A 19249-nucleotide genomic window follows, 5' to 3' on the forward strand; every position below is an offset into this window, starting at 1 on the left:
GTAGGAGTTAAAAAATGAATGGAGAAGAATTTGTAAAACTTTGCTATAAAGAAAAAGAAACTATTTTGAATGAATATTTTAGCGAAAGTTCTTCCACAGCAGTTGCAAAAAAAGTAAAGAATTTAATGCGAGCCGGAGTCGGTAAAGATGATTTATATAAACTCATAGATTCGGTTATGACAGATGCTTATTATACATTACTTCTCGGATTAGATGGAGCGGCTTCTTTGGGCGGTAAACAAATATCATATAAAATCTACGACGAAAAAGGAACCTTGTTAAATAAATACGGCGAAATTGAAGAACATGCATTTACATATTTTATGGAAAGATAAAACTAAAGTTTGTCAAAAAGGATATATTATGCTTCATTTGGAAAAAGTAAACGGGAAAAACATTTGGGATATTTTGAAACTGCAGGTATCGGAAACACAGAAAAGCTTTGTTGCTGCCAACGATATAAGCATCATTGAAGCCTACATTACAATCACCGCAAATGGTTATGCATTTCCATTCGGGATATATGACAATGAAACACCGGTCGGATTTTTGATGATCGGTTTTGATGTTCATGACTATTGGATTGACGCACCTGAAATAGCAAAAGGAAATTATAATCTTTGGCGGCTGATGATTGATAAAGCGTATCAAAACAATGGATTTGGAAAAGAAGCAGTTAAATTGGCTCTAGATTTTGTTAAGACTTTTCCTTGCGGAAAAGCTGAATATTGTTGGTTGTCTTATGAACCTGAAAATCAAGTTGCACGTAAACTTTATAGCTCATTCGGTTTTGTTGAAACAGGAGATATGGATGGAGAAGAACTTATCGCAGCGTTAAAGCTATAATATAAAAAGATAGAAAAGCGAGTATTTATATGAATTAAGCGAAAAAACTTATGGAGGAAAACGTTGATAATAAACTATTGCAGCATATATGGCGACAGTGACGAGCGTAATCTGTATTTCGACATGGGCGATAAAATAAAAATAGACTATTGTGAAGTATGTAAGATGGTATTAAACCGTGATGAAGCAATTTTACAAGCAGCAAAGATAGTTAAAATACGAAAAAAGAAATTTTTCTTTGGTACTTTAGATGGTGTATCTATCGCAAGTCAGCGATTTTATGATATATATCATACATATAATATGCAAGGAATTGAGTTTATTCCGTTTGAAAAATCGCATGGATACTATGTTTGCAAATTTTTGTATACAATGCACTTTGATATTGTACGGTCAAAGTCGGTGCGTATCGAATACCAGGGTAAAGTTTCTTACGGCATCTTGGATAATGGAAATTGCAGTGTTTGCAAAAGAAGTTTCGGGCATCATCACCCATGGCCGTACCGAATGACAGTTGAAGATGAGAAAAAATTAAATTCAAATACATTTTATCGCAGCGATATTGAATTTGGGGAAATGAATTTTCAACACCCTCTTTTGTGGGCAACCGACGGAATTATCCAAGCTTTTACAAAAGAAAAATGCAGAATATTCTACAAAAATGTTGAAGGTAATTTTGGGAAAGGAGACTGTGGTAAAGCAGTATTATAAAACCGAAATATAAATATATTTGGAGGAAAGAAAATTGAATAAAACATTATTTTTAGGAGCGGTGCTTATTGCAATGACAGGCGGCAGTGCCGGTGTAAATGCCGAAAATGCAGGCATGCTGCCTACCGGTAAGACGTATACGGTAAACGGCGTATCGTTTACGATGATAACCATTCCTGCCGTAACGGACGGTACCCTCGGATACGGAGAATACGACGAAAATCCTGCACATACGGTCAGCTTACCGGCCTACCGGATCGGCGAAACGGAGGTAACGCAGGAGTTGTGGCAAGCAGTGATGGGCAATAACCCGAGCGGTTTTAACGGTAATGACGAAGAAACGAAACCTGCCGGCGGCGAAGAACAAAAAAGGCGACCGGTAGAAATGATAAACTGGTATCAGGCAATCGCCTTTTGCAACAAGCTCAGTTTGAAGCTCGGCCTTGAACCCTGTTATACGGTAACGGTTAAAGGAAAACCGATAGACTTTGCCTCACTTCCGTTTGATAAAATTCCTTCTGAGGATGAATATATGCCTCAAAAGGATCGAATTATAAAGGCATGGGATGCCGTAACTGTGGATATAAGCAAAAACGGATTCCGCTTGCCGTCGGAGGCCGAATGGGAATGGGCAGCAAAAGGCGGCGTTGAAAGCCGATGGGCGGGCTCCGATGACGAAGAAGAAGTCGATCGATATATGTGGCATGATGGGAATAGTGAAAACCGAACCCATGAAGTAAAAAAACTGAAACCGAACGGATACGGGCTCTACGATATGAGCGGCAACGTGTGGGAATGGTGCTGGGACCGCTTCAAAGATTTTTTGCCTGACTCGCTTGTAGAAGCAGGTGTCGTTGACATTGACGATATTCCCGATTCCTGCCGTGTCTTTCGGGGCGGCGGTATAGATATCGATATATATAACGCAGCGCTGCCGATCAGGCTCTTTTATACTCCCGATTTTCATGCAGGTAGTCTCGGATTACGTTTGGCATGCAGGTTGTAATTTTTGCATCTTTCGAATCGCTTATCATACCGCAAGAAAAAAATACGGAGCGGCTTGTGAGCGATATTGAATTTGCAGAAACACTGCCGCCGGAACATTATTAAAACAACAGGAGATTTTATATGAAAAGAAAAATAATTAGGCTTTTTCTATTTTTTTTATTATGCAATGCTTATGGAATCAACAATAAGACTCTGGTAAATACTCAACTATTCGAAACGGACGGTCTTCTTGATTATTATGCTTGTGAAATCAAAAAAAATGAAATAGTTAAAATTTTAAAACCGAATATTTATTATGGAGTATCAAATTGGAAATATTCTGTTAAAGTCTCATATCGAAATAAAGAATACCTAATTAATATTGAAAATTTGATACCTGAAAATACTCAATTTTGTTTAGACGATAATATATCTTTGCTATATTCTGATGATATCAAATGGTTACCGGTTCATTGTTTTGATTCTTTGCAAGAAAAAAATCGGGATGTTATTATAAAAAAGCAACCGAAAGGATTTCAAAAATATCAGAAAGAAAAAACAGAATTTGATGATGAGTGGTACGAAAGCTTAAGCAATATTGTACCGACATATTTTTTTAATTCTGTATTCAATATTTCAAACTTATTCAATCGCAGTAGTTTTTTGATAAAAAATATAAAAAAATCCGAAGCAACCTATATAATCGAGGCAGAAGTATATGATTGGTTTATGCCGGATTCAATTTTGAATTATTCAAAAGGTGATTCCGTTTTATTAACAATATCTATTGATGGTGATTATTTGAATTTTTTTTGTAATAATCAACAATTAGGACAATTTGTAAAAACAAATAGTAAAACAAAAAACGAGATAGAATCTTTAATTAGGAATAATACTTGTGATCTTTCAAAAATCACCTGGCCCTGCCACGCCGATGGTACATGCGACTACGAAACGGCGGTACGATTACAATCCGGTAAACGCTACTGTGCTTCCGACAATCTGCGCCTTCGCGCAAGCGGCAGCACGGCCGGCAAGCCCGTCGTAACGATCGGCAATGGTACGCAGGTAAAAGTGCTGAGCATAGGCGCAAAACAAACCATCGACGGCATTACAAGCAACTGGGTGCAAGTGGAAGTGCAGGCGGGCGCAAAAGACAGGGACGGGAAAGCCTATTGTCGCAGGGACGGTCGGGTGGTGCTTCGGAGTGGGTATTTAGAGTAGATGTTTAGTGTTTTGAGTATCATTTGGATAGAGCGGAAGCGGGCAAAAAAATGGAAAGTATGCACTAGATGCGTGGGAGCCTCATTTGCATATCAGTTATTATGATTTAGAATTCAGTAAAAAAATTGTAATAAATACTGAAAACAATATTATTTCTATAACTAATGGAGTTTATAAAGAATTAGTTAATAATAGGAAAAATCCATTTGTGCATAATAGTGAACCTAGAAAACCTAAAATCGATCAGGAAGGACATGTTATACCATGAAAAAAAAATTACTTTATATAGTTTTGATTTGTATAAGTTTAAATACTTTTGCTTCTCCTAAGAAAATTTTATATGATAGGATTCTTGAAAAGAATGATTCTTTCTGGATTTCGGAAAAATGCCTTAAAATACTGCATACTGAAAACAAAGAAAGTATAAAGAAATATTTTGCTAATATTGAAACTTTAACATTTTATCATGAATTAGAAGAAAAAACTATACAATGGGATGCGCAGGACTGTTTTTCTACTTTTTGCATTATAAAAGATTTATATCGTGACCAAGATAATCTATGCGTAACTTGGGGGAAAGAATTAGATTTATTATCATTCTACATGGATGAGATCAACTATGAAAACGGATATTTTTATATAAATGTTGTAAAAACGTTCAACTGCAAAAAAAATGAAAATAAATCACCTTTTTCAAGTTGGCCGATACAGGAAGACGAATGTACGATAATTTTACGGTTTGACGGAGATTATCTTGAAGTTTATCTCAATAATTTAACTGACTATTATGATACCTTTTGCAAAGTGGATAATGAGACATTGAATCAATACAATAATCTAATCCAAACGAATACCTGCGATCTTTCAAAAGTCACCTGGCCCCGCCACGCCGACGGCACTTGCGACTACGACAGTAGTAAAAAATATTAAATTATTTCACTATCAATTCAAAAGGCATATAAACTGTCTTATATAAACCGGCAGACAAAGATCATAATCTATGCCGGATGTACATCCTTCATTATAATGAAGAGTAGTCCTTCACACTTTTCATTCATTCCAATCACGTGCTATTTCGGTTGAAATCTCAAATCCGGTCATATCATTACTTTCATTAAAATGAATATAAGCAAAGTATTCATTCCAAAAGAGATGATCGCTTCCGGTTGACCATTTAATGCCGTAGTGCAGCTGAGTTATGTCTCTCGTATTTCTTGGCGGTACTAACCACAGTTTTTTATCGAATGTTTTTTGCAATGTTTCTTGTTGCAATGGAACGAGCAGCTCAACATCATCAAGACAATAACGAATTGAATTTGCTCTTGCATCGGAAATGCAGTATTCATCAAGTTTTAAATGAATGATTTTACAGTCTTCTAATACCGTATCCTTTTTTTTATGACCGTAAAGACCGATGCTCCCGATTACAAAGCCGTCTTTTACAAGAAGATAATCAGCATAAGGTATAGCAGTATTATTTCTTCGGAATCCCTTTTCAACGAGAATACTTCCATCGGCAGGATATTTTTTAAAAGCACCCGAGGAAAGCAGTTTTTTATAATCTCTGCTGGAAGGGTTATCCTGTTTTACATATATGTCGAATCCGTCCGCAACTATATCGGCAACAGTTGTATATGCCATCTTAATCTTTGTGTTGTTAATCGTAAAAACCGGAGCCTTCACCGGAACGCTGATTATGATATATACCAAAAACATATAAAGTGAAAATATTGCGACAGCCATAAATATAAAAATGCTTCTTCCGGTACGCTTCCGTGCATTAAAAAGAGCCATAACCGGAGGCAAAATAATATATGTTGCCAAATTAGAAAATCCTGAGCCACCCTTTTTTATCACCTGTAAGGCAAATAATACCGCCCCAAGTATGACAGATGCATATACCAAAAACTCACTGAACCTCATTTTTGTAGTATCGGTCTGTTTGTTTACAGGTTCTTCCATTAGTGATTTTCCGCCCGATACGGTTCGTTTCATATAAATATACATTCCGAATATAACCGCTAAAAAAATAAGTCCTGAAACGGAAAGCAGTAAAATAAAAATTAATCTTCCCAATCTATCGTCTCCTTTTAGGTTTTAAGGCAGGTAGTTCATCAAACATAGCTTTGCTGTCTACATCATCACAATATTTGCGCATAATTATTCTTATAGCCTTCCTATTCTCTCAGCTTGTTGATTTCTACTTTATACTCATCTTCAGATACGAATAAATCAAGAAAGTCAGAGAAACGCCCCAATTTTTCAATCTCTCTAAAGAATACTTCGTGATCTGTAGTGTATACTTTGGGATTGCTAATATCTTTATCGCTTAGGCATATAAAGTAATAATTGGGATAAGAGTTGGATTCGCCAATAATTAAAAACTCTAAATCATTACAAGGAATTACTGAGCTTACATATTCTTTATGAATAAACCCGGAGTATTCATCATAGTCGGCTGTTCCTTTTGTGAAAGGAGTAAATTTCTCAGTTTTGTATTGTATCCTTGGATATGGGATTTCCGATTCAGGTAATATCCCTTCTGCCTTTATTCTATCGAGTAAATCATTTTCTAAGTAATCGCTAAAGTCCTGCATAAGATAACTCTTAGGTAAGCTAATGTTTTCCATATTTCGTAGCAAGTTCTCGCTTTCAAAGGCAGATTTGCCGCCCAGTTTAGTGATTCTATCAATTATTCTTTTGTCCATACATTCTCCCTTTCAGATATATTCTTATCAATCTCATTATCAGTTATTATTCCAAAATCCGGTTCCTTAAAATTGAGCAATTAAGGATATGTCAATTTCCGAAAATTGCTCAATTACGCCGTTTTGCAACAACTGTGAAAAACGGCAATCGATATGTGAGTTTTGCCGCCATCCTTTTACTCAAGAGGCAAAACTCACATTAAAGTAAGCGGCGACATTTCAGACGCTTACTTTAAACCTTCATATACTTTGTCATATTCTCTATAAAATCATCAAAGCCTGCCAAATCGATGAGCTCTTCATGTTCCATATCATAGCTTGCAATTTTTTTTGTTTTCGGGTTCCATACAATATAAATATGACTGTAATCTCCGAGAGAGCGGGAAAGTCTTAATAATTTTTGTCGGCCGAATTTAAATGGAATAGTATCAATCAGTTTGAAGAACTCGATATATCCAAAGTCGGAATCCGCTAAATCGAAGTGTAGGTTTTCACCGGTTAAAAATTCAATTATTTTCTTTGGCAATTTATATGGTTTTAATTCATCTAATTTATTTTGTGTTTGATGAAACTCAGGCGGCTCTAATGATTTAAAATATTCTGCCATTTCCTCATCGCCTTTTTCCAAAGCTATGCTATATGGACGCATTCCGTCTTTTTCGGCAATCGTAACATCCGCTCCATGCTTCACTAAAAATTTACACATTTCCAAATCAACATATCTTGCAGCTACACACAATGGAGTCGATTGATTGGAATATACCATGTCGGACTTATTGTAATTAATATCTGCTCCGTGTTCAATTAGAAATTCCAGAATTTTATAATTACGGTCAGAAACCGCGTGACGCAAGAGCTGACCGCCGTATTTAGCTGCGGTATGTCCAAGTTCTTGTATAATCGAAAAATTGTCAAAGCGTTTACCATAGTACGCTTCTAAAAAAGCTTCCGAACCTACGTTGTTCGTTACATCTATCTTTGCACCATGGGAAATAAGAAACCTTATTACCTCTTCATTACAATATCTCACTGCGAGAAGAAAGCCTGGATGCTCCTTTGCATTGAGGTCTGCTCCTTTTTCCGTCAGCCATTTTATAGATTGAAACTTTTCCATTATCAATGCAAAATCCAAAGGAGAGAGCTCGGTGTATTTGCCGACGCTGATTGCTTTATTAAGCTTCCATCCCTTTAATAGATGTTCTTCCAATGCAGAAATATTTTCATTTAGTACATCATTTAAAATTTGCGGTATAGATTCAAATCTTCCGATGTTTCCGATTGTTATCATAATTAAATCCTTGCTTATCTATTTCCCGAAGCGTATTCGCCCGTATTAATGTCTATAACTTCTCTTATCGGCTGTATGAGAGAATCTTCATATTGAACCTTCCATTTTATATCTGAATCCATATTGCCGTCCGTAAGACCCGCAATTGTATTTCCGTCTTCTATCGGATTATCATTATCATAAATGTAGGATAAAACATTATATGCATGGTTTACAACGTCATTCGGGTTCAAGCCATGAAAATGATATTGAACATCAGGTAGAAACAAGGTGCTCATACCGAGTGAATCGACCAGCATATCGTTTGTTCCTTGAATATTAAAAAAACGAATGTTTACTGCATAATGGATGAAGCGCATTTCTTTGGGCAATGTGCAGTTTAGAATATCTTCTCTCGTCAGCATTTTTTTAGATATTTCGAAAACTACTGCTTTGCAAGACGGATATATGTTTACTAATGCTTCAACATAATTTACCAGCATTTCCGCTCTTTCTTTATAATCTAAACCGGCAGCCAACATATCCGTTGCCATTACTTGATATTTACAAGTTTCCAGAATTTCGCCGCCGTTCGGGCAATTCCATAATTGTGTTGCTGAAACATCATCCATAATCGGTTTTTCAATTTCAGAACAGTTCATAATAATGAGCTGCGGAGGTACATTTAGTTTTTCCTTTTCATAGTGCACGGAATATTTTTTGGGAGCAAAACCTGCCATATTACTGTTATAACAAAAGCAATCCGCTTCGCCTAAATGTTCACACATAATTTTATGTATATACTCTTTTTCGGGCATTTCACATTTTTCTTCCATAAGTAAATGAACCATAAAAACCATGCCCGGACGGTCGGCAGTTTGACTCATATCCTGTTTGAGAATTTTGTCTTCTCCATTTGATTTTTTTTCTTTCATAGTATTACCTCTTCTTTAATCTGAAATTGATTCATATATTTTTCTCCTCTTCATAGTATGGGCATCGTGTGTTAAAAATTAATTTTTCAAACATCCTATAGGCACTATAAAAATACCATCCTCTCGTTTATATGAAAACTCTCCTATTCCAATAACTATCATCAAAAAAGAAGGAGCAGGCATTTTTGATGTATCAATTTTATTCGACAACGATTTTAAGTTTTCCGCTGCATCTTCAATAAATTTTTGGCCGCCCAGTTTAATTTCTGCTAAACCATATCTGCCGTTTTTTAGATGAATTACCGTATCACATTCCAAACCTGATTTATCCCTATAATGTAAAACATTACCTCCAATACTTTCTGCATATACTCGAAGATCTCTTACACACAGCGTTTCAAATAGCAGCCCCATTGTGTTTAAATCATTAGTCAAATCTTTCGGTCCAATTCCAAGAGCGGCTATCGCTATTGAAGGATCTACATAGTATCTTGTATCGGAAGTTCTGATTGATGTTTTTGATCTTAAATTAGGATTCCACGCAGGCATATCTTCGACCACAAAAATATTTTTTAGTGCATTAATATAGGATGCAATGGTATCTTCATTTAAAGATTCCGTATCATTTGAAATTATATCATCCCTCAGCATAGTGTTGGAAATTTGTGTTCCTTGATTTCTTGCAAAAGACCTCATCAATCTTTTTACTCTTTCCGGATTTTTACTCACACCATCAGCTCTATTAATATCGGATTTTATGACTGCTTCATAGTAATCTTCAGCTTGGAGTAATGCAGGTTTCTCCTTCATTCCAACGGCATGAGGCCACCCACCTCTGCAAATTAAAAAAGCCAAATTTTCTATGCTTAAATTATTCATACCGTCTATCACACTAGGATTTTCAAAAAGCTGATTTAAACTTACTTCTCCTGTTGAATCTCCTGATTCAAATAAAGACATGGGTCTCATCATTAACCATGTAAAACGGCCTGTTCCCGAATGAGTTATTTCCCTTGATTCTATAGGTACTGCCGAACCTGTAAGTATAAACTGTCCTTCTTCACCTCTTGTATCAACCTCATATCTTGCTGCATCCCATAGCTTTGGTGCTATCTGCCATTCGTCAATAAGTCTTGGGGCCTTACCTTTTAGCAATCTTCCGGGGTCTATTTCAGACATTTGGATATTTGTTTCTCTTTTGCTTGGTTCATCCATTCTCAATATACTGCCTGCGACTTGCATTGCTGTTGTGGTTTTTCCGCACCATTTAGGGCCTTCAATAACAACAGCTCCTTTTGACTCAAGTTTATCTTTTAACATATCGTCTACTATGCGGGCTCTATATTCTTTCATTAAGCTTTACCTCTACATATATTATGTCATTTTTTCGGCGTTTTGGCAATATTTTTTTTGGCATTTTGGTTGAAAATTCTTCGGCGTTTTGGCAGTTATTTTACATTCCATTCAAGTAACAGAGGTGGCTGTTTTAAGTAATTTGAGTGATTTTATTACGTCTACATCTCCCTCGGGATATTAAATTTATAAGTATCGTCTTCATTATCACATTTTGTCAAATTATTATTTACTACATTTTCATTCTTTTTGAACACAAAGGCATAGCCGTAGTTTTTGCTTTCTCTTTCAGTTTTCTCGATTTTTTCCAAGCCGATGAGGTCGAATTCATATTTTCCTTTGGGTATATCAAAACCTAAACGGTAATTATACGGCTCCATAATTTCTTTCGGACCGGTTTTAATATATTCCGTGTGCTCTGTAATATTTTTTTTAATGTTTTCAAAATCATAGTCCAAATCATCGAAGCAGGAAAAACATATCTTATTTAAATCGCCCACTTCAAGATAAAATTTTTCAAATCTGTATACTTCTTTAAATCCTTCAGGTATGACAGCTTCTTCATTTATAGAGGCGAATATATGATATTCAAAAGAATTGATTCGATAAAATGGGACAAGCTTGCCTTTTTCTACAAGCTCCAGAAAAAGATCGAAGTTCTTTTGCAGATAGCTTAAAAGCTTCTTTGCCCTGCATTTTTTTGAAGCGAGATATCCCGTAAGCAAATCAATAGGTATAATAGCCATTCCGTAACCGTCTGTTGTTAATTCTCCGATATAGTGCATTATCATCTCCTTATCTATTTCTTTCTTCGATAAAATCAATTACATCTGACCAACCGTCATCTTTTGCATTATAAGCCCAGCGTTTATCCGCCAAGGATTCAAGAGCATCAATGCTTTTATGTAAAGCCTCGGACATTTCTTTTCTCTTATCTGCGGGAATCGAATTTAAATATGTATCGCTTATTTTGAATCTGACATTTTGAAGAAAATTGACCGTATCTACATAGGTGCTCGAATATTCAAAAACCGTATTTTCAGGGAAACATTTTATTACGGTTTCAAAGGCCGCTTTCATATCGGATAATTTTAATGCTGCCAATGTGTCGGGAACATAACGAATAAGCTGAGGATAATTACAGATAAATTCCCACCAACCATCCCCCTTCCAGTTTCCTATGATGTTAACGGCAATATGAAAAAGAAATAAATCCTCATCTGTTTGATTTTTAATTTCTTCTATTTCTCCAATTTCCCATAGTTTATCCGACACTTCCGCAAAGAAGCTTTCATTAAAATTTTTTTGACTTTTAATCAATTCTTTCAGTGTAAGCATTTTATTTCTCCTGATGATATATAAGATGGCTCTTACTATGCTCGGTAAAATCTTTAGAAAAAACATCGAGCAGGATATAAGGCCGTATGCACTTTTCTGCACTATTTTTTTCTTTATCGGCATGATTGAAAGCACAGTGAACAACCGCTATCTTATCTTTTAGCGGATATATTCCGACTATACAATGACTGACAAAGAGTGTATTTTCCAATATTAACGGATATGCTTTTACCATAAGTTTGACTCTCCTTTTATCTCCCAATGTCCATTGCTGCCTCTTCCTACATATTTTAAATTATCTATTTCTTTTATATATCGTTCTATTGTTTTTTTACTTACACCGGCGGCATCGGCAATGGCTTGCCTTGTTATTTTTTTATCTTTTCTTATTTTTTCTTTTATAAATGCAATAATTTCTCCTTTATCGCGGGCGACACCCTGAGCGACATTGCGGGCGACATTTTCGCTGCCGACTTTTTGTGTTGCAATCTTTTTAAGTGGAATAATTGTTCTAAATATATTTCCTTCTTCAAAAATAGGTTTTTCTTCTGAATAAAGCTGAACATATTTATAGGTGTTACGCATTCCGGAACCAAGCTCGTCGGCAAGTCCTATTTCTCTGAATACTTTGGATATTGAGGGGTTCTTGGGAAAGGGTTCAAATTTTTGTATATCTAAAATTCCTATCCCATGTGCTAAATTGCTATTTTCAATTATAATTTTTTCCTCATCAATAATCATTTTAGCAGGAAATCCGCTCGAATAATCTCTATGGGCTAAAGTATTAGAAATTATTTCTCTTAATATCCTGTCTCTAGCTTTAACGCTAACAATTCCATCTAAGATAAATAAATCATTTAAATGCTTTTGTCCAAAACTCATTAACCTATTATAACTGTCAATCAAATTAGTAATAACAACATCTCTATCATCATATCTATCTTTATTTTCTACTCTAAATATTGCGTCTGTTTTGTGCTGAGAGAGAACTGACATAATGGAATTGTCTTTTCCAAATAGTAAAATTGCAGCTAGGGTAATGCCTTCTTTGTTAGTATCAGGATCAGTCAAAATTAGATTGGCACTTCTAAGAAGCTCTCCATCATTCATATATTTCCATGAATGATTTTGATCTCTTGCAATTGCCATTTTTCTGGCTTTTTCAATTACAAGGGTATCTAAAAAATCTATTCCAAGATTTGGATATACTCTGTTAACAAAATAAGAGTTTTGCTTTCTTGCATACATTTTATATACAAGCTCTGAATTATCTGTGACTCCTAACAATATATGTCCGCCATTTCTATTATTAAATGAGCATACCGAATCATAAATATCTTTAGTTAAGGCGTCTTTTGATTCTTTAAACTCCACATCGAGTTTTTCACCATTTTGAATTAGTTTATTTACTTCTTCTAAATTCATTTTACCTCCTTTTTTAAATCATAGTTTAGTCCTTTTATACCTCTTTTATGGTGATATTTCGAAACATCAAATCCCAGTTTCTTTAAATTGTTCATTTGTTTTTGTTGATGTTCTGCCATACCGGTGCCGGTTAGAACATCGCTGTAAATTTCACTTGCGGGCCAATCATCGTAATAATTATTGAGGAACTGAGGGATTTTTTCATACATAGGTTGAATGATTGAAATAAAGCCTTGTTTAAGGCATTGAATATAAGTTTTTTCATCAAGTATTTCAGTATGGCCGTATTTGTCAAATGAAGTTCGGCGGTTGAGGGCTCCTTCAATGTCCCAAGGTGTAAATACAACTAAATGCAGAGGTCGGCTCCAGCGTTCAATATCCGTTTTATCGGGCGAAAGAAAAAGCTTTTTCCAAAAGCCTCGTTTTACTGCATAGCTGCCGGTAGAAATATACAGGCGGTACGGTGTATTTTCAAACGCTTCTTCTGATATTTCACCGGAAAGGGGGGCGAATACTCCGTATAAATCGCAATTTAAAAGGCGGGCATAATAGGATTTTTCGCCTGCATCTATTTCGTAAATTGCACCAAGTTCGTATCGTGCCATTTCATACCTCCCATAAAAACTTTTTGCAAGGATTAGCAAATCTTGAAAAAAGCTTAACTTTCCCCGAATATTCGGGAAAAGAGTTTTTTCATTTCTCTTGCATATTTGACCGCATCCGGAATACGCAGTCTTTTATAATAATCTGCTAAAATTTCAGGATGATTTTTTAATATATCGAATTCCAGCATATACATGGCTAAACATGACTTTGTATATTTGCCGACTGAAATAAGTTTTGATTTTTCATCTTCATCAAGTTCTTCTTCCGGAGCAAATTCGCCGTCAGGATATTCATCCGGCGTATCATTACTGTACTTCCAAAATTCTTTTGTCCAAAGAACAATATCGCTTTTATTTTCTTTGATTAGATGCAAATACCATTCGGCCAGTTCTTTTTCGGTAGATAATTTACAAGTAAAACCTTCCAATAGAAATTGACGTTGTTTTAATCTATCATGTAATCGGGAAATTTCAATATCCTTGATTTTTTCTTCAATACTTGCCGGGTCCGTAAGCCGAATCAGCTCCGAATAGATTTCGCTGTCTAAAAATTTTTTTAAAGTATTTGTTTCTTTTGCCATGTAAAAGCCCTTCACCAATTAAATATTGTTTATATTATATCATTTTAAAGCTGTTTTTTCTATATATTAGAGTAGTTGTTTTTATATTTTTACTATATAGAAAAATACCGTAAAATCATGTATAATTTGATAAAGTAAAACCGGATATTACTTATGTTCGGATTAGGAGAGAGGAAATAAATGACCACTAAAAAATTTGCTCAATATATGGAAAAACAATGCAAGGGAATAAATAATTTTTCACTGGAGGCCATTTTTGAAGAGTATATTGTACTTGTGTCAGGGAAACGAATCGGAGTGCTGTATCAGGAAAAGTTTTATGTCCTTTATGCACCGACTTTTGAAAAAACGGAAAATATACTGCCTTGTTTTAAACCGATAAATTTATTTAATTGGAAGTATTATCAATTTATTGAAGTTACAAATCTTGAAGATAAGGAGAACCTTGAAAAAATCATACATTATGTCTATCATGAATTATATTTTCTAAAAGAAGTTGTCATTGATATAGGATTTATATTTCAAAGTTATAGAGGCTATCCCGAAACCATTTATACACTATATGAAGAAAATCTTACATTTCTTAATTTTGCCTATGAAAAAAAGCTGATAAAGGAAAATCCTGTAGACAGAGAAGGCAGAATTGTAAAACTCTTATATACGAATCTCGATTTAACCGAAACCGGACAGGAAATTTTATATGACTTATATAATAAATGGCTGACCTATACGGATAAAAATGATGCCGATTCTTTAAAAAGAGCACGGAATATAAAACAATTGGAGAAATATTATCAAAAACTAGGGGTATAAAAATAGATAGATGAACACGATAATGGATAGCTCAAATTTTAATATTCAAGAATGGGTAAATTTGAATTCTTATACCGACAGTAAAGGCTGGAAAGGATATTGCAAAAGAAATAAGTCTTTTACTATTTTCCGCGCAAATAAAATAGTCGATTATTTTATGCATTTTTTTAGAAAACATACAAATAATATAATAATAGTTTCTAATGTTTTCAAAGTAAAAGAATATAATCTAAATAACAGCAACATAAACAATTACATAAAATACATAGAAAAGTATTTAATTGATTTTGGATATATAGAAACAATTAGCGCTTCTATTTACGATAATGATAATTGTTTATCTTTGGGATTCAAAAAATTTCTCACTACGGATTATGATATTATATCTATGTTCTCTTTGTTAATGATGATGGATGAAGGAATTGACGGGCATTGTTTTTTTGTTTTTGATGAATTAGGATTTATTGCTTATCCTCATGATGATACAGGTTTTGGATTTATACGCATCAAAAATACGAAAGTTCACTATGAGGATATGTTTCTTAAAAGTGTATCTCAATTTTCAGATTTTACTAGTGTTGTTAAGGGCAATATCTTGATACCGAAATAGAATTAGTATATAATTACAAGCGTTTCGATGGTGTGGAGTTGATGGAACAGGGTAAACTACCTATAATAAATTAGGCAAGGGAAAAAAATCCCTACTCTTCACGTAAATTTAAAAAATGGGGATGTTTGAGAACCTACTGATGATGAATTTCCAAATAATGAACGATTTAAAAATAGAAATAGTTGTAAAGGATAGGATATGCGCAGTATAGTAGATTGGTTACAAGACTGGACAAAAACTCAAATTGACGGCGACTGGGAACACGAGCAGGGTATTTCTATTGGTATGTTAGATAATCCTGGCTGGATTTTAAGGGCTGATATAAGTAATTATGGCGATTTTTTAAAAGCAAGCGAGCCTTTGGGCAGAGACAATGATGAAGATTGGATAGATTTCGAAATAAGAATAATTGCTAAAACTTATGTCTACATTGAAATTTTTGGGGATATTAACAAGCTGAATCAAATACTTCACTCTTTTAAAGCAATTATCGAAGAATTAGAAGAAATAGAGAAAAGAGGTATTGGAATACTTTCATCTCAAAGAATAAAAGAAATAATAGACTCTGTATCACAATCATTGAAAAAGAAAAGTTGACGAGATTTTCATATCGTTTCTATATCAAGGGCAATATCTTGATACCGAGACGGAATTAGTATACAATAGGTTAGGTACTATGCCCCAAGTACAGGAGCATACATAAGTCAAGACCCGATAAGATTGTTAAGTGGGGAAAGTAATTTTTATGCCTACGTCAAAGATACCAATACGTGGTTTGATATTTTGGATTGTCTGCTACATATTTACATCACACAATTCCAAGAGAAGTATATAATCCAAGAAGTGTAAAAAATGAAAATATATAATATAACGAGCTATGCGGGAAAAGATAGTTTTGCCATTCTTCGACCAAGTAATAAACAAAACATTAAAGAAGTTGATGTTTTGGATGTTTGGTGGGACGATTGGTGTAGCGGTGGAGATAAAATTGGTGATTTTGTTTTTTGCTATGCGATAAATGTCTGTAAGAACTCGATTTTTAAATTGCTAAAAGAAAATTTCAAAGAGCTGAAAAGTGTGGAATTGAGATACAATAAAACAGATAAAGAGTTAAACGCAAAAAACATCAAACGTTTAAAATGGCTACCCAAGGAAGCTATTCCCTTAACCGCTTTTTTTAGTCCGATAAATTTCGACTGTCTTCCTCAAAGTACGATAATAAGGAGTGAACGGGGGATAGAAGAAATAATAGGAGTTGCAGATTTAATAGGCGATGTCATTATTCCAAGAGAGCAAGGAAAAGGATTGTTTTTTAGTTCTGATGTAATCGGTGACTTTGACTTCTTTACCCTTACAAACTCTGGTTTTTTATTGTGTACAGAACGAGTAAAAGAGTTTTGTAAAAACAACAATTATGAAAATGTTGTATTCTTAGAAATGGGTGAAATTATATAATTCACAAGCGCTTCAATCGAGGCGTTTTTTTGTTTTCTTTTTTCCGCCTTTGGCGGAATATTGGCGGGTGGTAATCCTACTTTGTATGGGTATGTATTTGATAGTAATATAGAAATAGACCCATTCGGGTTGGAGTGTAGTCCAGATTGACATTATCTTAATAACGTAGTACAAAAGACAAGAGTATTCACAAGAATGATAATTTAGATAACAGCTAAGGAGAATTTGATATGGGAATGATTGCAAACTATCAACTCATAAGTGATAGGGACTTAAAAAAACTTATGACCGAAAAAGACATTGCGGATTTTACGGAAGAACTGCAAGAAGCCGAAGACTGTATTTTATTCGACATGGATAAAATGTGGGACGTTTTACATTTTGTACTTACCGGTGTTTCAGCAGGAGAGCCGATAGAGGGTAACCCGCTCAGTGAAGCAATTGTCGGAGTAAATTCTTTCGAAGAATGCGAAGATTTTATCGGATATACAAAAAAGGAAACCATACCATTAATCGTGAAAAAATTAAATGAAACCGATATTGATTCTCTTTTGGAAAACTTCAGTATGCAAAAATGTAAGGAAAATAAACTGTATCCGAATATCTGGGGTTATGAAGATGAAAAAGAAGAAATTATAGATGAACTTAAATGTGCATTTGCCGGACTTAAAGATTTTTATAACGAAGCAGCCCAAGCAGGTCAAAATGTTTTGGTTTCCATTTATTAAAATGTGAAGATTTTGAAATATTAGAATTTTGGAAATGAGTTTTTAGGAGGAAGTTATGAAACCAAGAGAACTTTGCGAAAAAGCATGGCAAGAAATAGCAGGCAATTTCCCCGACTTTAAAGTGTTAGGTAAAGGAAAGACTTTACGAAAAATTGCAAATAACAAAGACATTATTTTTGAAATATATTTTCAAGCCAATAGATACAACTATGAATCTAGTGTTGAGTTTATCCCGCATATCAACATTTATTCAAAGGCTATGAAAAAAGCAGGCATAACCGGTGAAGGAATTATTTACGGAGGAGAACTTAGTTCTTTAGCCGGAAGAAAAGCGGGCGATTGGTGGCAGTTGGCCGGAGCAAGCTATAAAGATACCGTAACGCAAATTACGGGATTATTACATAAACACATTATGCCTTTATTTGCAGACTTTGAAGATACAAATAAAAATATTGAAAGAATTTTAAACGGCTCATTAAAAGGGTATGCTTTGCTCTACTATATCTACTATTTTGGCGGTAAAGAGCCGGCTGAAAGATATTTTAATAAAGTCATCAAAGAAGATAAGTTAAAGAAAAAATATATTTCGTTTTATAGCTCATTAAAAGAAATTCCAAAAGAAAATATCGATTTACATTTTGAGGACTTTTACGGTGCAAGTTTAATCAAATTTGCATATTTACATGGTTTAGAAATTATTCAATAATCTTTAGAAAAATGGGATAGGAGAATTAAAAAAACAAATAGATGGATATCAAAACATTTCGTAAGTTATTTGCTGAAAAGGTATTGGAGCAAATTGGTAGTGAAGGCTTTTTATACAAATCAAGCCGAGAGCTGTTTATAAAAACCGAAGGAAATCATCAATTTTTTATCTTTGTGTATATGTATAGGCGAAGTACTTTCATAGAGATACAAACTAAAATATATTATGGGGATAAATCAATGAATGAAAAGTTAAAAGCTCTGGGTATAAAACCCTATAATGAAGAATTATGCGGCGGTAATATCGATTATATTTCGGAAAGCTATTTTGATAAAAAATTTCCTGAAAAATATAATAATCTAATATTTATGCTTAATGAAGATCCTAATTATATTATAAAAAAGCGGCTTGAATATTATGAAAGTATAATAGAGGAAGCGGTGGTTCGAAGACTTTTGAGGATTTGAAGAGTAATGGAAAATATTTTAATATGAAAAAAAATATACGCACAAGACATACGATAGGAACAGCGTTTAAGATTACGGGACTGATTATTTGTATTTTCTCGATTGTGGTTATGTCTTTTTTGGAAATACCAATCATAAAAATATCGGGAACACAGGACGGTATCTTGGCCCTGCAAATGCTCTGTTTCGGACTTGGGTGTATGATATGGGGAGTAGGTGCGCTTACGGATCCTGAAACCCGATTGGGGCGTGTCAATGAAGAGGCCGGCAGAGGGCTCGCCGTACTATTTGGAATCTGCCTTATCCTATTAGGTATTTTCGTAATCGTACTGTTTGTCTTTTTTTTGCGATAAACGTAACAAAACCTTTCGCACCGAAGACTCTCTCATATAAAAAGCGTTTTACCCCCGCTTTAAACATTCTACGAATATGCTTATAATGAGGCGTATTTTTGAAGTGCCGGTTTTTAAACTCTTTTGGGCGGCGTAAC

Annotated in this window: 25 protein-coding genes and 1 pseudogene; 15 read left to right on the forward strand and 11 right to left on the reverse strand. The window is 34.5% G+C overall.

Translation table 11 applies throughout. The features are described from left to right. Positions 1–14: 14 nt before the first annotated feature. The 6 genes from E4N80_RS10330 (at position 15) to E4N80_RS10355 (ending at position 4698) form a co-directional block, all read left to right on the forward strand. The gene (locus E4N80_RS10330) at positions 15–335 is read left to right on the forward strand and encodes a hypothetical protein (RefSeq protein ID WP_253699140.1); all 321 of its coding nucleotides are present in this window, start codon (positions 15–17) and stop codon (positions 333–335) included. 28 nt (positions 336–363) lie between these two features. Then, complete coding sequence (locus E4N80_RS10335) at positions 364–846, forward strand: GNAT family N-acetyltransferase (protein WP_039887628.1); 483 nt, start codon at positions 364–366, stop codon at positions 844–846. Between the two features lie 63 nt (positions 847–909). Further along, positions 910–1557 (forward strand): hypothetical protein, encoded by a 648-nt coding sequence (locus E4N80_RS10340; RefSeq protein ID WP_002685301.1) that lies wholly within the window; start codon positions 910–912, stop codon positions 1555–1557. Positions 1558–1591: 34 nt separating this feature from the next. Continuing rightward, a complete protein-coding gene (locus E4N80_RS10345; protein ID WP_253699141.1) occupies positions 1592–2563 on the forward strand; it encodes a formylglycine-generating enzyme family protein in 972 nt (323 codons plus the stop codon). 122 nt (positions 2564–2685) lie between these two features. Next, the gene (locus E4N80_RS10350; RefSeq protein ID WP_253699142.1) at positions 2686–3768 is read left to right on the forward strand and encodes a hypothetical protein; all 1083 of its coding nucleotides are present in this window, start codon (positions 2686–2688) and stop codon (positions 3766–3768) included. Between the two features lie 264 nt (positions 3769–4032). Continuing rightward, the gene (locus tag E4N80_RS10355; RefSeq protein WP_253699143.1) at positions 4033–4698 is read left to right on the forward strand and encodes a hypothetical protein; all 666 of its coding nucleotides are present in this window, start codon (positions 4033–4035) and stop codon (positions 4696–4698) included. A gap of 120 nt (positions 4699–4818) precedes the next feature. Here the strand turns inward: E4N80_RS10355 and E4N80_RS10360 are convergent, their stop codons facing one another. The 11 genes from E4N80_RS10360 to E4N80_RS10410 form a co-directional block, all read right to left on the reverse strand. After that, positions 4819–5844 (reverse strand): hypothetical protein, encoded by a 1026-nt coding sequence (locus E4N80_RS10360; RefSeq protein WP_253699144.1) that lies wholly within the window; start codon positions 5842–5844, stop codon positions 4819–4821. 101 nt (positions 5845–5945) lie between these two features. Further along, a complete protein-coding gene (locus E4N80_RS10365; protein WP_253699145.1) occupies positions 5946–6476 on the reverse strand; it encodes a hypothetical protein in 531 nt (176 codons plus the stop codon). 232 nt (positions 6477–6708) lie between these two features. Next, positions 6709–7764 carry an ankyrin repeat domain-containing protein gene (locus tag E4N80_RS10370; protein WP_253699146.1) on the reverse strand — a complete coding sequence of 352 codons (1056 nt, stop codon included), beginning with the start codon at positions 7762–7764 and terminating at the stop codon, positions 6709–6711. A gap of 14 nt (positions 7765–7778) precedes the next feature. Continuing rightward, on the reverse strand, positions 7779–8678 hold the full coding sequence (locus E4N80_RS10375) for a DUF4261 domain-containing protein (protein ID WP_253699147.1): 900 nt from the start codon (positions 8676–8678) through the stop codon (positions 7779–7781). Between the two features lie 78 nt (positions 8679–8756). Beyond that, on the reverse strand, positions 8757–10031 hold the full coding sequence (locus tag E4N80_RS10380; RefSeq protein ID WP_253699148.1) for an ATP-binding protein: 1275 nt from the start codon (positions 10029–10031) through the stop codon (positions 8757–8759). A 161-nt stretch (positions 10032–10192) separates the two neighbouring features. Beyond that, the gene (locus tag E4N80_RS10385) at positions 10193–10816 is read right to left on the reverse strand and encodes a hypothetical protein (protein ID WP_253699149.1); all 624 of its coding nucleotides are present in this window, start codon (positions 10814–10816) and stop codon (positions 10193–10195) included. Between the two features lie 10 nt (positions 10817–10826). Beyond that, positions 10827–11369 carry a hypothetical protein gene (locus E4N80_RS10390; protein ID WP_253699150.1) on the reverse strand — a complete coding sequence of 181 codons (543 nt, stop codon included), beginning with the start codon at positions 11367–11369 and terminating at the stop codon, positions 10827–10829. Between the two features lies 1 nt (position 11370). Beyond that, on the reverse strand, positions 11371–11604 hold the full coding sequence (locus tag E4N80_RS10395; protein WP_253699151.1) for a hypothetical protein: 234 nt from the start codon (positions 11602–11604) through the stop codon (positions 11371–11373). Next, positions 11598–12794 carry an RNA/DNA-binding domain-containing protein gene (locus tag E4N80_RS10400; protein WP_253699152.1) on the reverse strand — a complete coding sequence of 399 codons (1197 nt, stop codon included), beginning with the start codon at positions 12792–12794 and terminating at the stop codon, positions 11598–11600. The genes E4N80_RS10395 and E4N80_RS10400 overlap by 7 nt, the downstream gene beginning before the upstream one ends. Further along, a complete protein-coding gene (locus tag E4N80_RS10405; protein WP_253699153.1) occupies positions 12791–13399 on the reverse strand; it encodes a hypothetical protein in 609 nt (202 codons plus the stop codon). Before E4N80_RS10405 ends, E4N80_RS10400 begins: the two co-directional genes overlap by 4 nt. A gap of 53 nt (positions 13400–13452) precedes the next feature. After that, entirely contained in the window at positions 13453–13980 is a 528-nt protein-coding gene (locus E4N80_RS10410; RefSeq protein ID WP_002681727.1) for a hypothetical protein, read from the reverse strand. A gap of 180 nt (positions 13981–14160) precedes the next feature. On the opposite strand from E4N80_RS10410, the gene E4N80_RS10415 reads away from it, so the two are divergent. The 9 genes and pseudogenes from E4N80_RS10415 to E4N80_RS10450 all read left to right on the forward strand — a co-directional run bounded on the left by E4N80_RS10415 (position 14161) and on the right by E4N80_RS10450 (position 19112). Then, complete coding sequence (locus E4N80_RS10415) at positions 14161–14793, forward strand: hypothetical protein (protein ID WP_253699154.1); 633 nt, start codon at positions 14161–14163, stop codon at positions 14791–14793. Positions 14794–14803: 10 nt separating this feature from the next. Further along, a complete protein-coding gene (locus E4N80_RS10420) occupies positions 14804–15403 on the forward strand; it encodes a hypothetical protein (RefSeq protein WP_253699155.1) in 600 nt (199 codons plus the stop codon). A gap of 198 nt (positions 15404–15601) precedes the next feature. Then, positions 15602–16000: an immunity 53 family protein gene (locus E4N80_RS10425; protein ID WP_002672474.1), complete on the forward strand. Its 399-nt coding sequence runs from the start codon at positions 15602–15604 to the stop codon at positions 15998–16000. A gap of 84 nt (positions 16001–16084) precedes the next feature. Then, positions 16085–16252: pseudogene (locus tag E4N80_RS12985) on the forward strand (hypothetical protein); the annotation flags it as partial. A gap of 3 nt (positions 16253–16255) precedes the next feature. Then, positions 16256–16858, forward strand: coding sequence for a hypothetical protein (locus E4N80_RS10430; protein WP_253699156.1), 603 nt, complete (start codon positions 16256–16258; stop codon positions 16856–16858). A gap of 230 nt (positions 16859–17088) precedes the next feature. Next, positions 17089–17586 carry a YfbM family protein gene (locus E4N80_RS10435; RefSeq protein ID WP_253699157.1) on the forward strand — a complete coding sequence of 166 codons (498 nt, stop codon included), beginning with the start codon at positions 17089–17091 and terminating at the stop codon, positions 17584–17586. Between the two features lie 55 nt (positions 17587–17641). Beyond that, positions 17642–18292, forward strand: a complete 651-nt coding sequence (locus E4N80_RS10440; protein WP_253699158.1) for a DUF4304 domain-containing protein — start codon at positions 17642–17644, stop codon at positions 18290–18292. Between the two features lie 239 nt (positions 18293–18531). Then, on the forward strand, positions 18532–18759 hold the full coding sequence (locus E4N80_RS10445) for a hypothetical protein (RefSeq protein ID WP_253699159.1): 228 nt from the start codon (positions 18532–18534) through the stop codon (positions 18757–18759). A gap of 23 nt (positions 18760–18782) precedes the next feature. After that, positions 18783–19112 carry a hypothetical protein gene (locus E4N80_RS10450; protein WP_253699160.1) on the forward strand — a complete coding sequence of 110 codons (330 nt, stop codon included), beginning with the start codon at positions 18783–18785 and terminating at the stop codon, positions 19110–19112. The last annotated feature ends 137 nt before the right edge of the window (positions 19113–19249 follow it).

The organism is Treponema denticola, assembly GCF_024181605.1.
GTDB lineage: Bacteria > Spirochaetota > Spirochaetia > Treponematales > Treponemataceae > Treponema_B > Treponema_B denticola_B.

Bases quoted from the DNA above. Each gene is read 5' to 3' on its own strand.
- E4N80_RS10330 (WP_253699140.1), top strand. From the start codon at position 15: ATGAATGGAGAAGAATTTGTAAAACTTTGCTATAAAGAAAAAGAAACT.
- E4N80_RS10335 (WP_039887628.1), top strand. From the start codon at position 364: ATGCTTCATTTGGAAAAAGTAAACGGGAAAAACATTTGGGATATTTTG.
- E4N80_RS10350 (WP_253699142.1), top strand. From the start codon at position 2,686: ATGAAAAGAAAAATAATTAGGCTTTTTCTATTTTTTTTATTATGCAAT.
- E4N80_RS10355 (WP_253699143.1), top strand. From the start codon at position 4,033: ATGAAAAAAAAATTACTTTATATAGTTTTGATTTGTATAAGTTTAAAT.
- E4N80_RS10365 (WP_253699145.1), bottom strand. From the start codon at position 6,476: ATGGACAAAAGAATAATTGATAGAATCACTAAACTGGGCGGCAAATCT.
- E4N80_RS10370 (WP_253699146.1), bottom strand. From the start codon at position 7,764: ATGATAACAATCGGAAACATCGGAAGATTTGAATCTATACCGCAAATT.
- E4N80_RS10375 (WP_253699147.1), bottom strand. From the start codon at position 8,678: ATGAAAGAAAAAAAATCAAATGGAGAAGACAAAATTCTCAAACAGGAT.
- E4N80_RS10380 (WP_253699148.1), bottom strand. From the start codon at position 10,031: ATGAAAGAATATAGAGCCCGCATAGTAGACGATATGTTAAAAGATAAA.
- E4N80_RS10385 (WP_253699149.1), bottom strand. From the start codon at position 10,816: ATGCACTATATCGGAGAATTAACAACAGACGGTTACGGAATGGCTATT.
- E4N80_RS10390 (WP_253699150.1), bottom strand. From the start codon at position 11,369: ATGCTTACACTGAAAGAATTGATTAAAAGTCAAAAAAATTTTAATGAA.
- E4N80_RS10395 (WP_253699151.1), bottom strand. From the start codon at position 11,604: ATGGTAAAAGCATATCCGTTAATATTGGAAAATACACTCTTTGTCAGT.
- E4N80_RS10400 (WP_253699152.1), bottom strand. From the start codon at position 12,794: ATGAATTTAGAAGAAGTAAATAAACTAATTCAAAATGGTGAAAAACTC.
- E4N80_RS10405 (WP_253699153.1), bottom strand. From the start codon at position 13,399: ATGGCACGATACGAACTTGGTGCAATTTACGAAATAGATGCAGGCGAA.
- E4N80_RS10410 (WP_002681727.1), bottom strand. From the start codon at position 13,980: ATGGCAAAAGAAACAAATACTTTAAAAAAATTTTTAGACAGCGAAATC.
- E4N80_RS10415 (WP_253699154.1), top strand. From the start codon at position 14,161: ATGACCACTAAAAAATTTGCTCAATATATGGAAAAACAATGCAAGGGA.
- E4N80_RS10420 (WP_253699155.1), top strand. From the start codon at position 14,804: ATGAACACGATAATGGATAGCTCAAATTTTAATATTCAAGAATGGGTA.
- E4N80_RS10425 (WP_002672474.1), top strand. From the start codon at position 15,602: ATGCGCAGTATAGTAGATTGGTTACAAGACTGGACAAAAACTCAAATT.
- E4N80_RS10430 (WP_253699156.1), top strand. From the start codon at position 16,256: ATGAAAATATATAATATAACGAGCTATGCGGGAAAAGATAGTTTTGCC.
- E4N80_RS10435 (WP_253699157.1), top strand. From the start codon at position 17,089: ATGGGAATGATTGCAAACTATCAACTCATAAGTGATAGGGACTTAAAA.
- E4N80_RS10440 (WP_253699158.1), top strand. From the start codon at position 17,642: ATGAAACCAAGAGAACTTTGCGAAAAAGCATGGCAAGAAATAGCAGGC.
- E4N80_RS10445 (WP_253699159.1), top strand. From the start codon at position 18,532: ATGAATGAAAAGTTAAAAGCTCTGGGTATAAAACCCTATAATGAAGAA.
- E4N80_RS10450 (WP_253699160.1), top strand. From the start codon at position 18,783: ATGAAAAAAAATATACGCACAAGACATACGATAGGAACAGCGTTTAAG.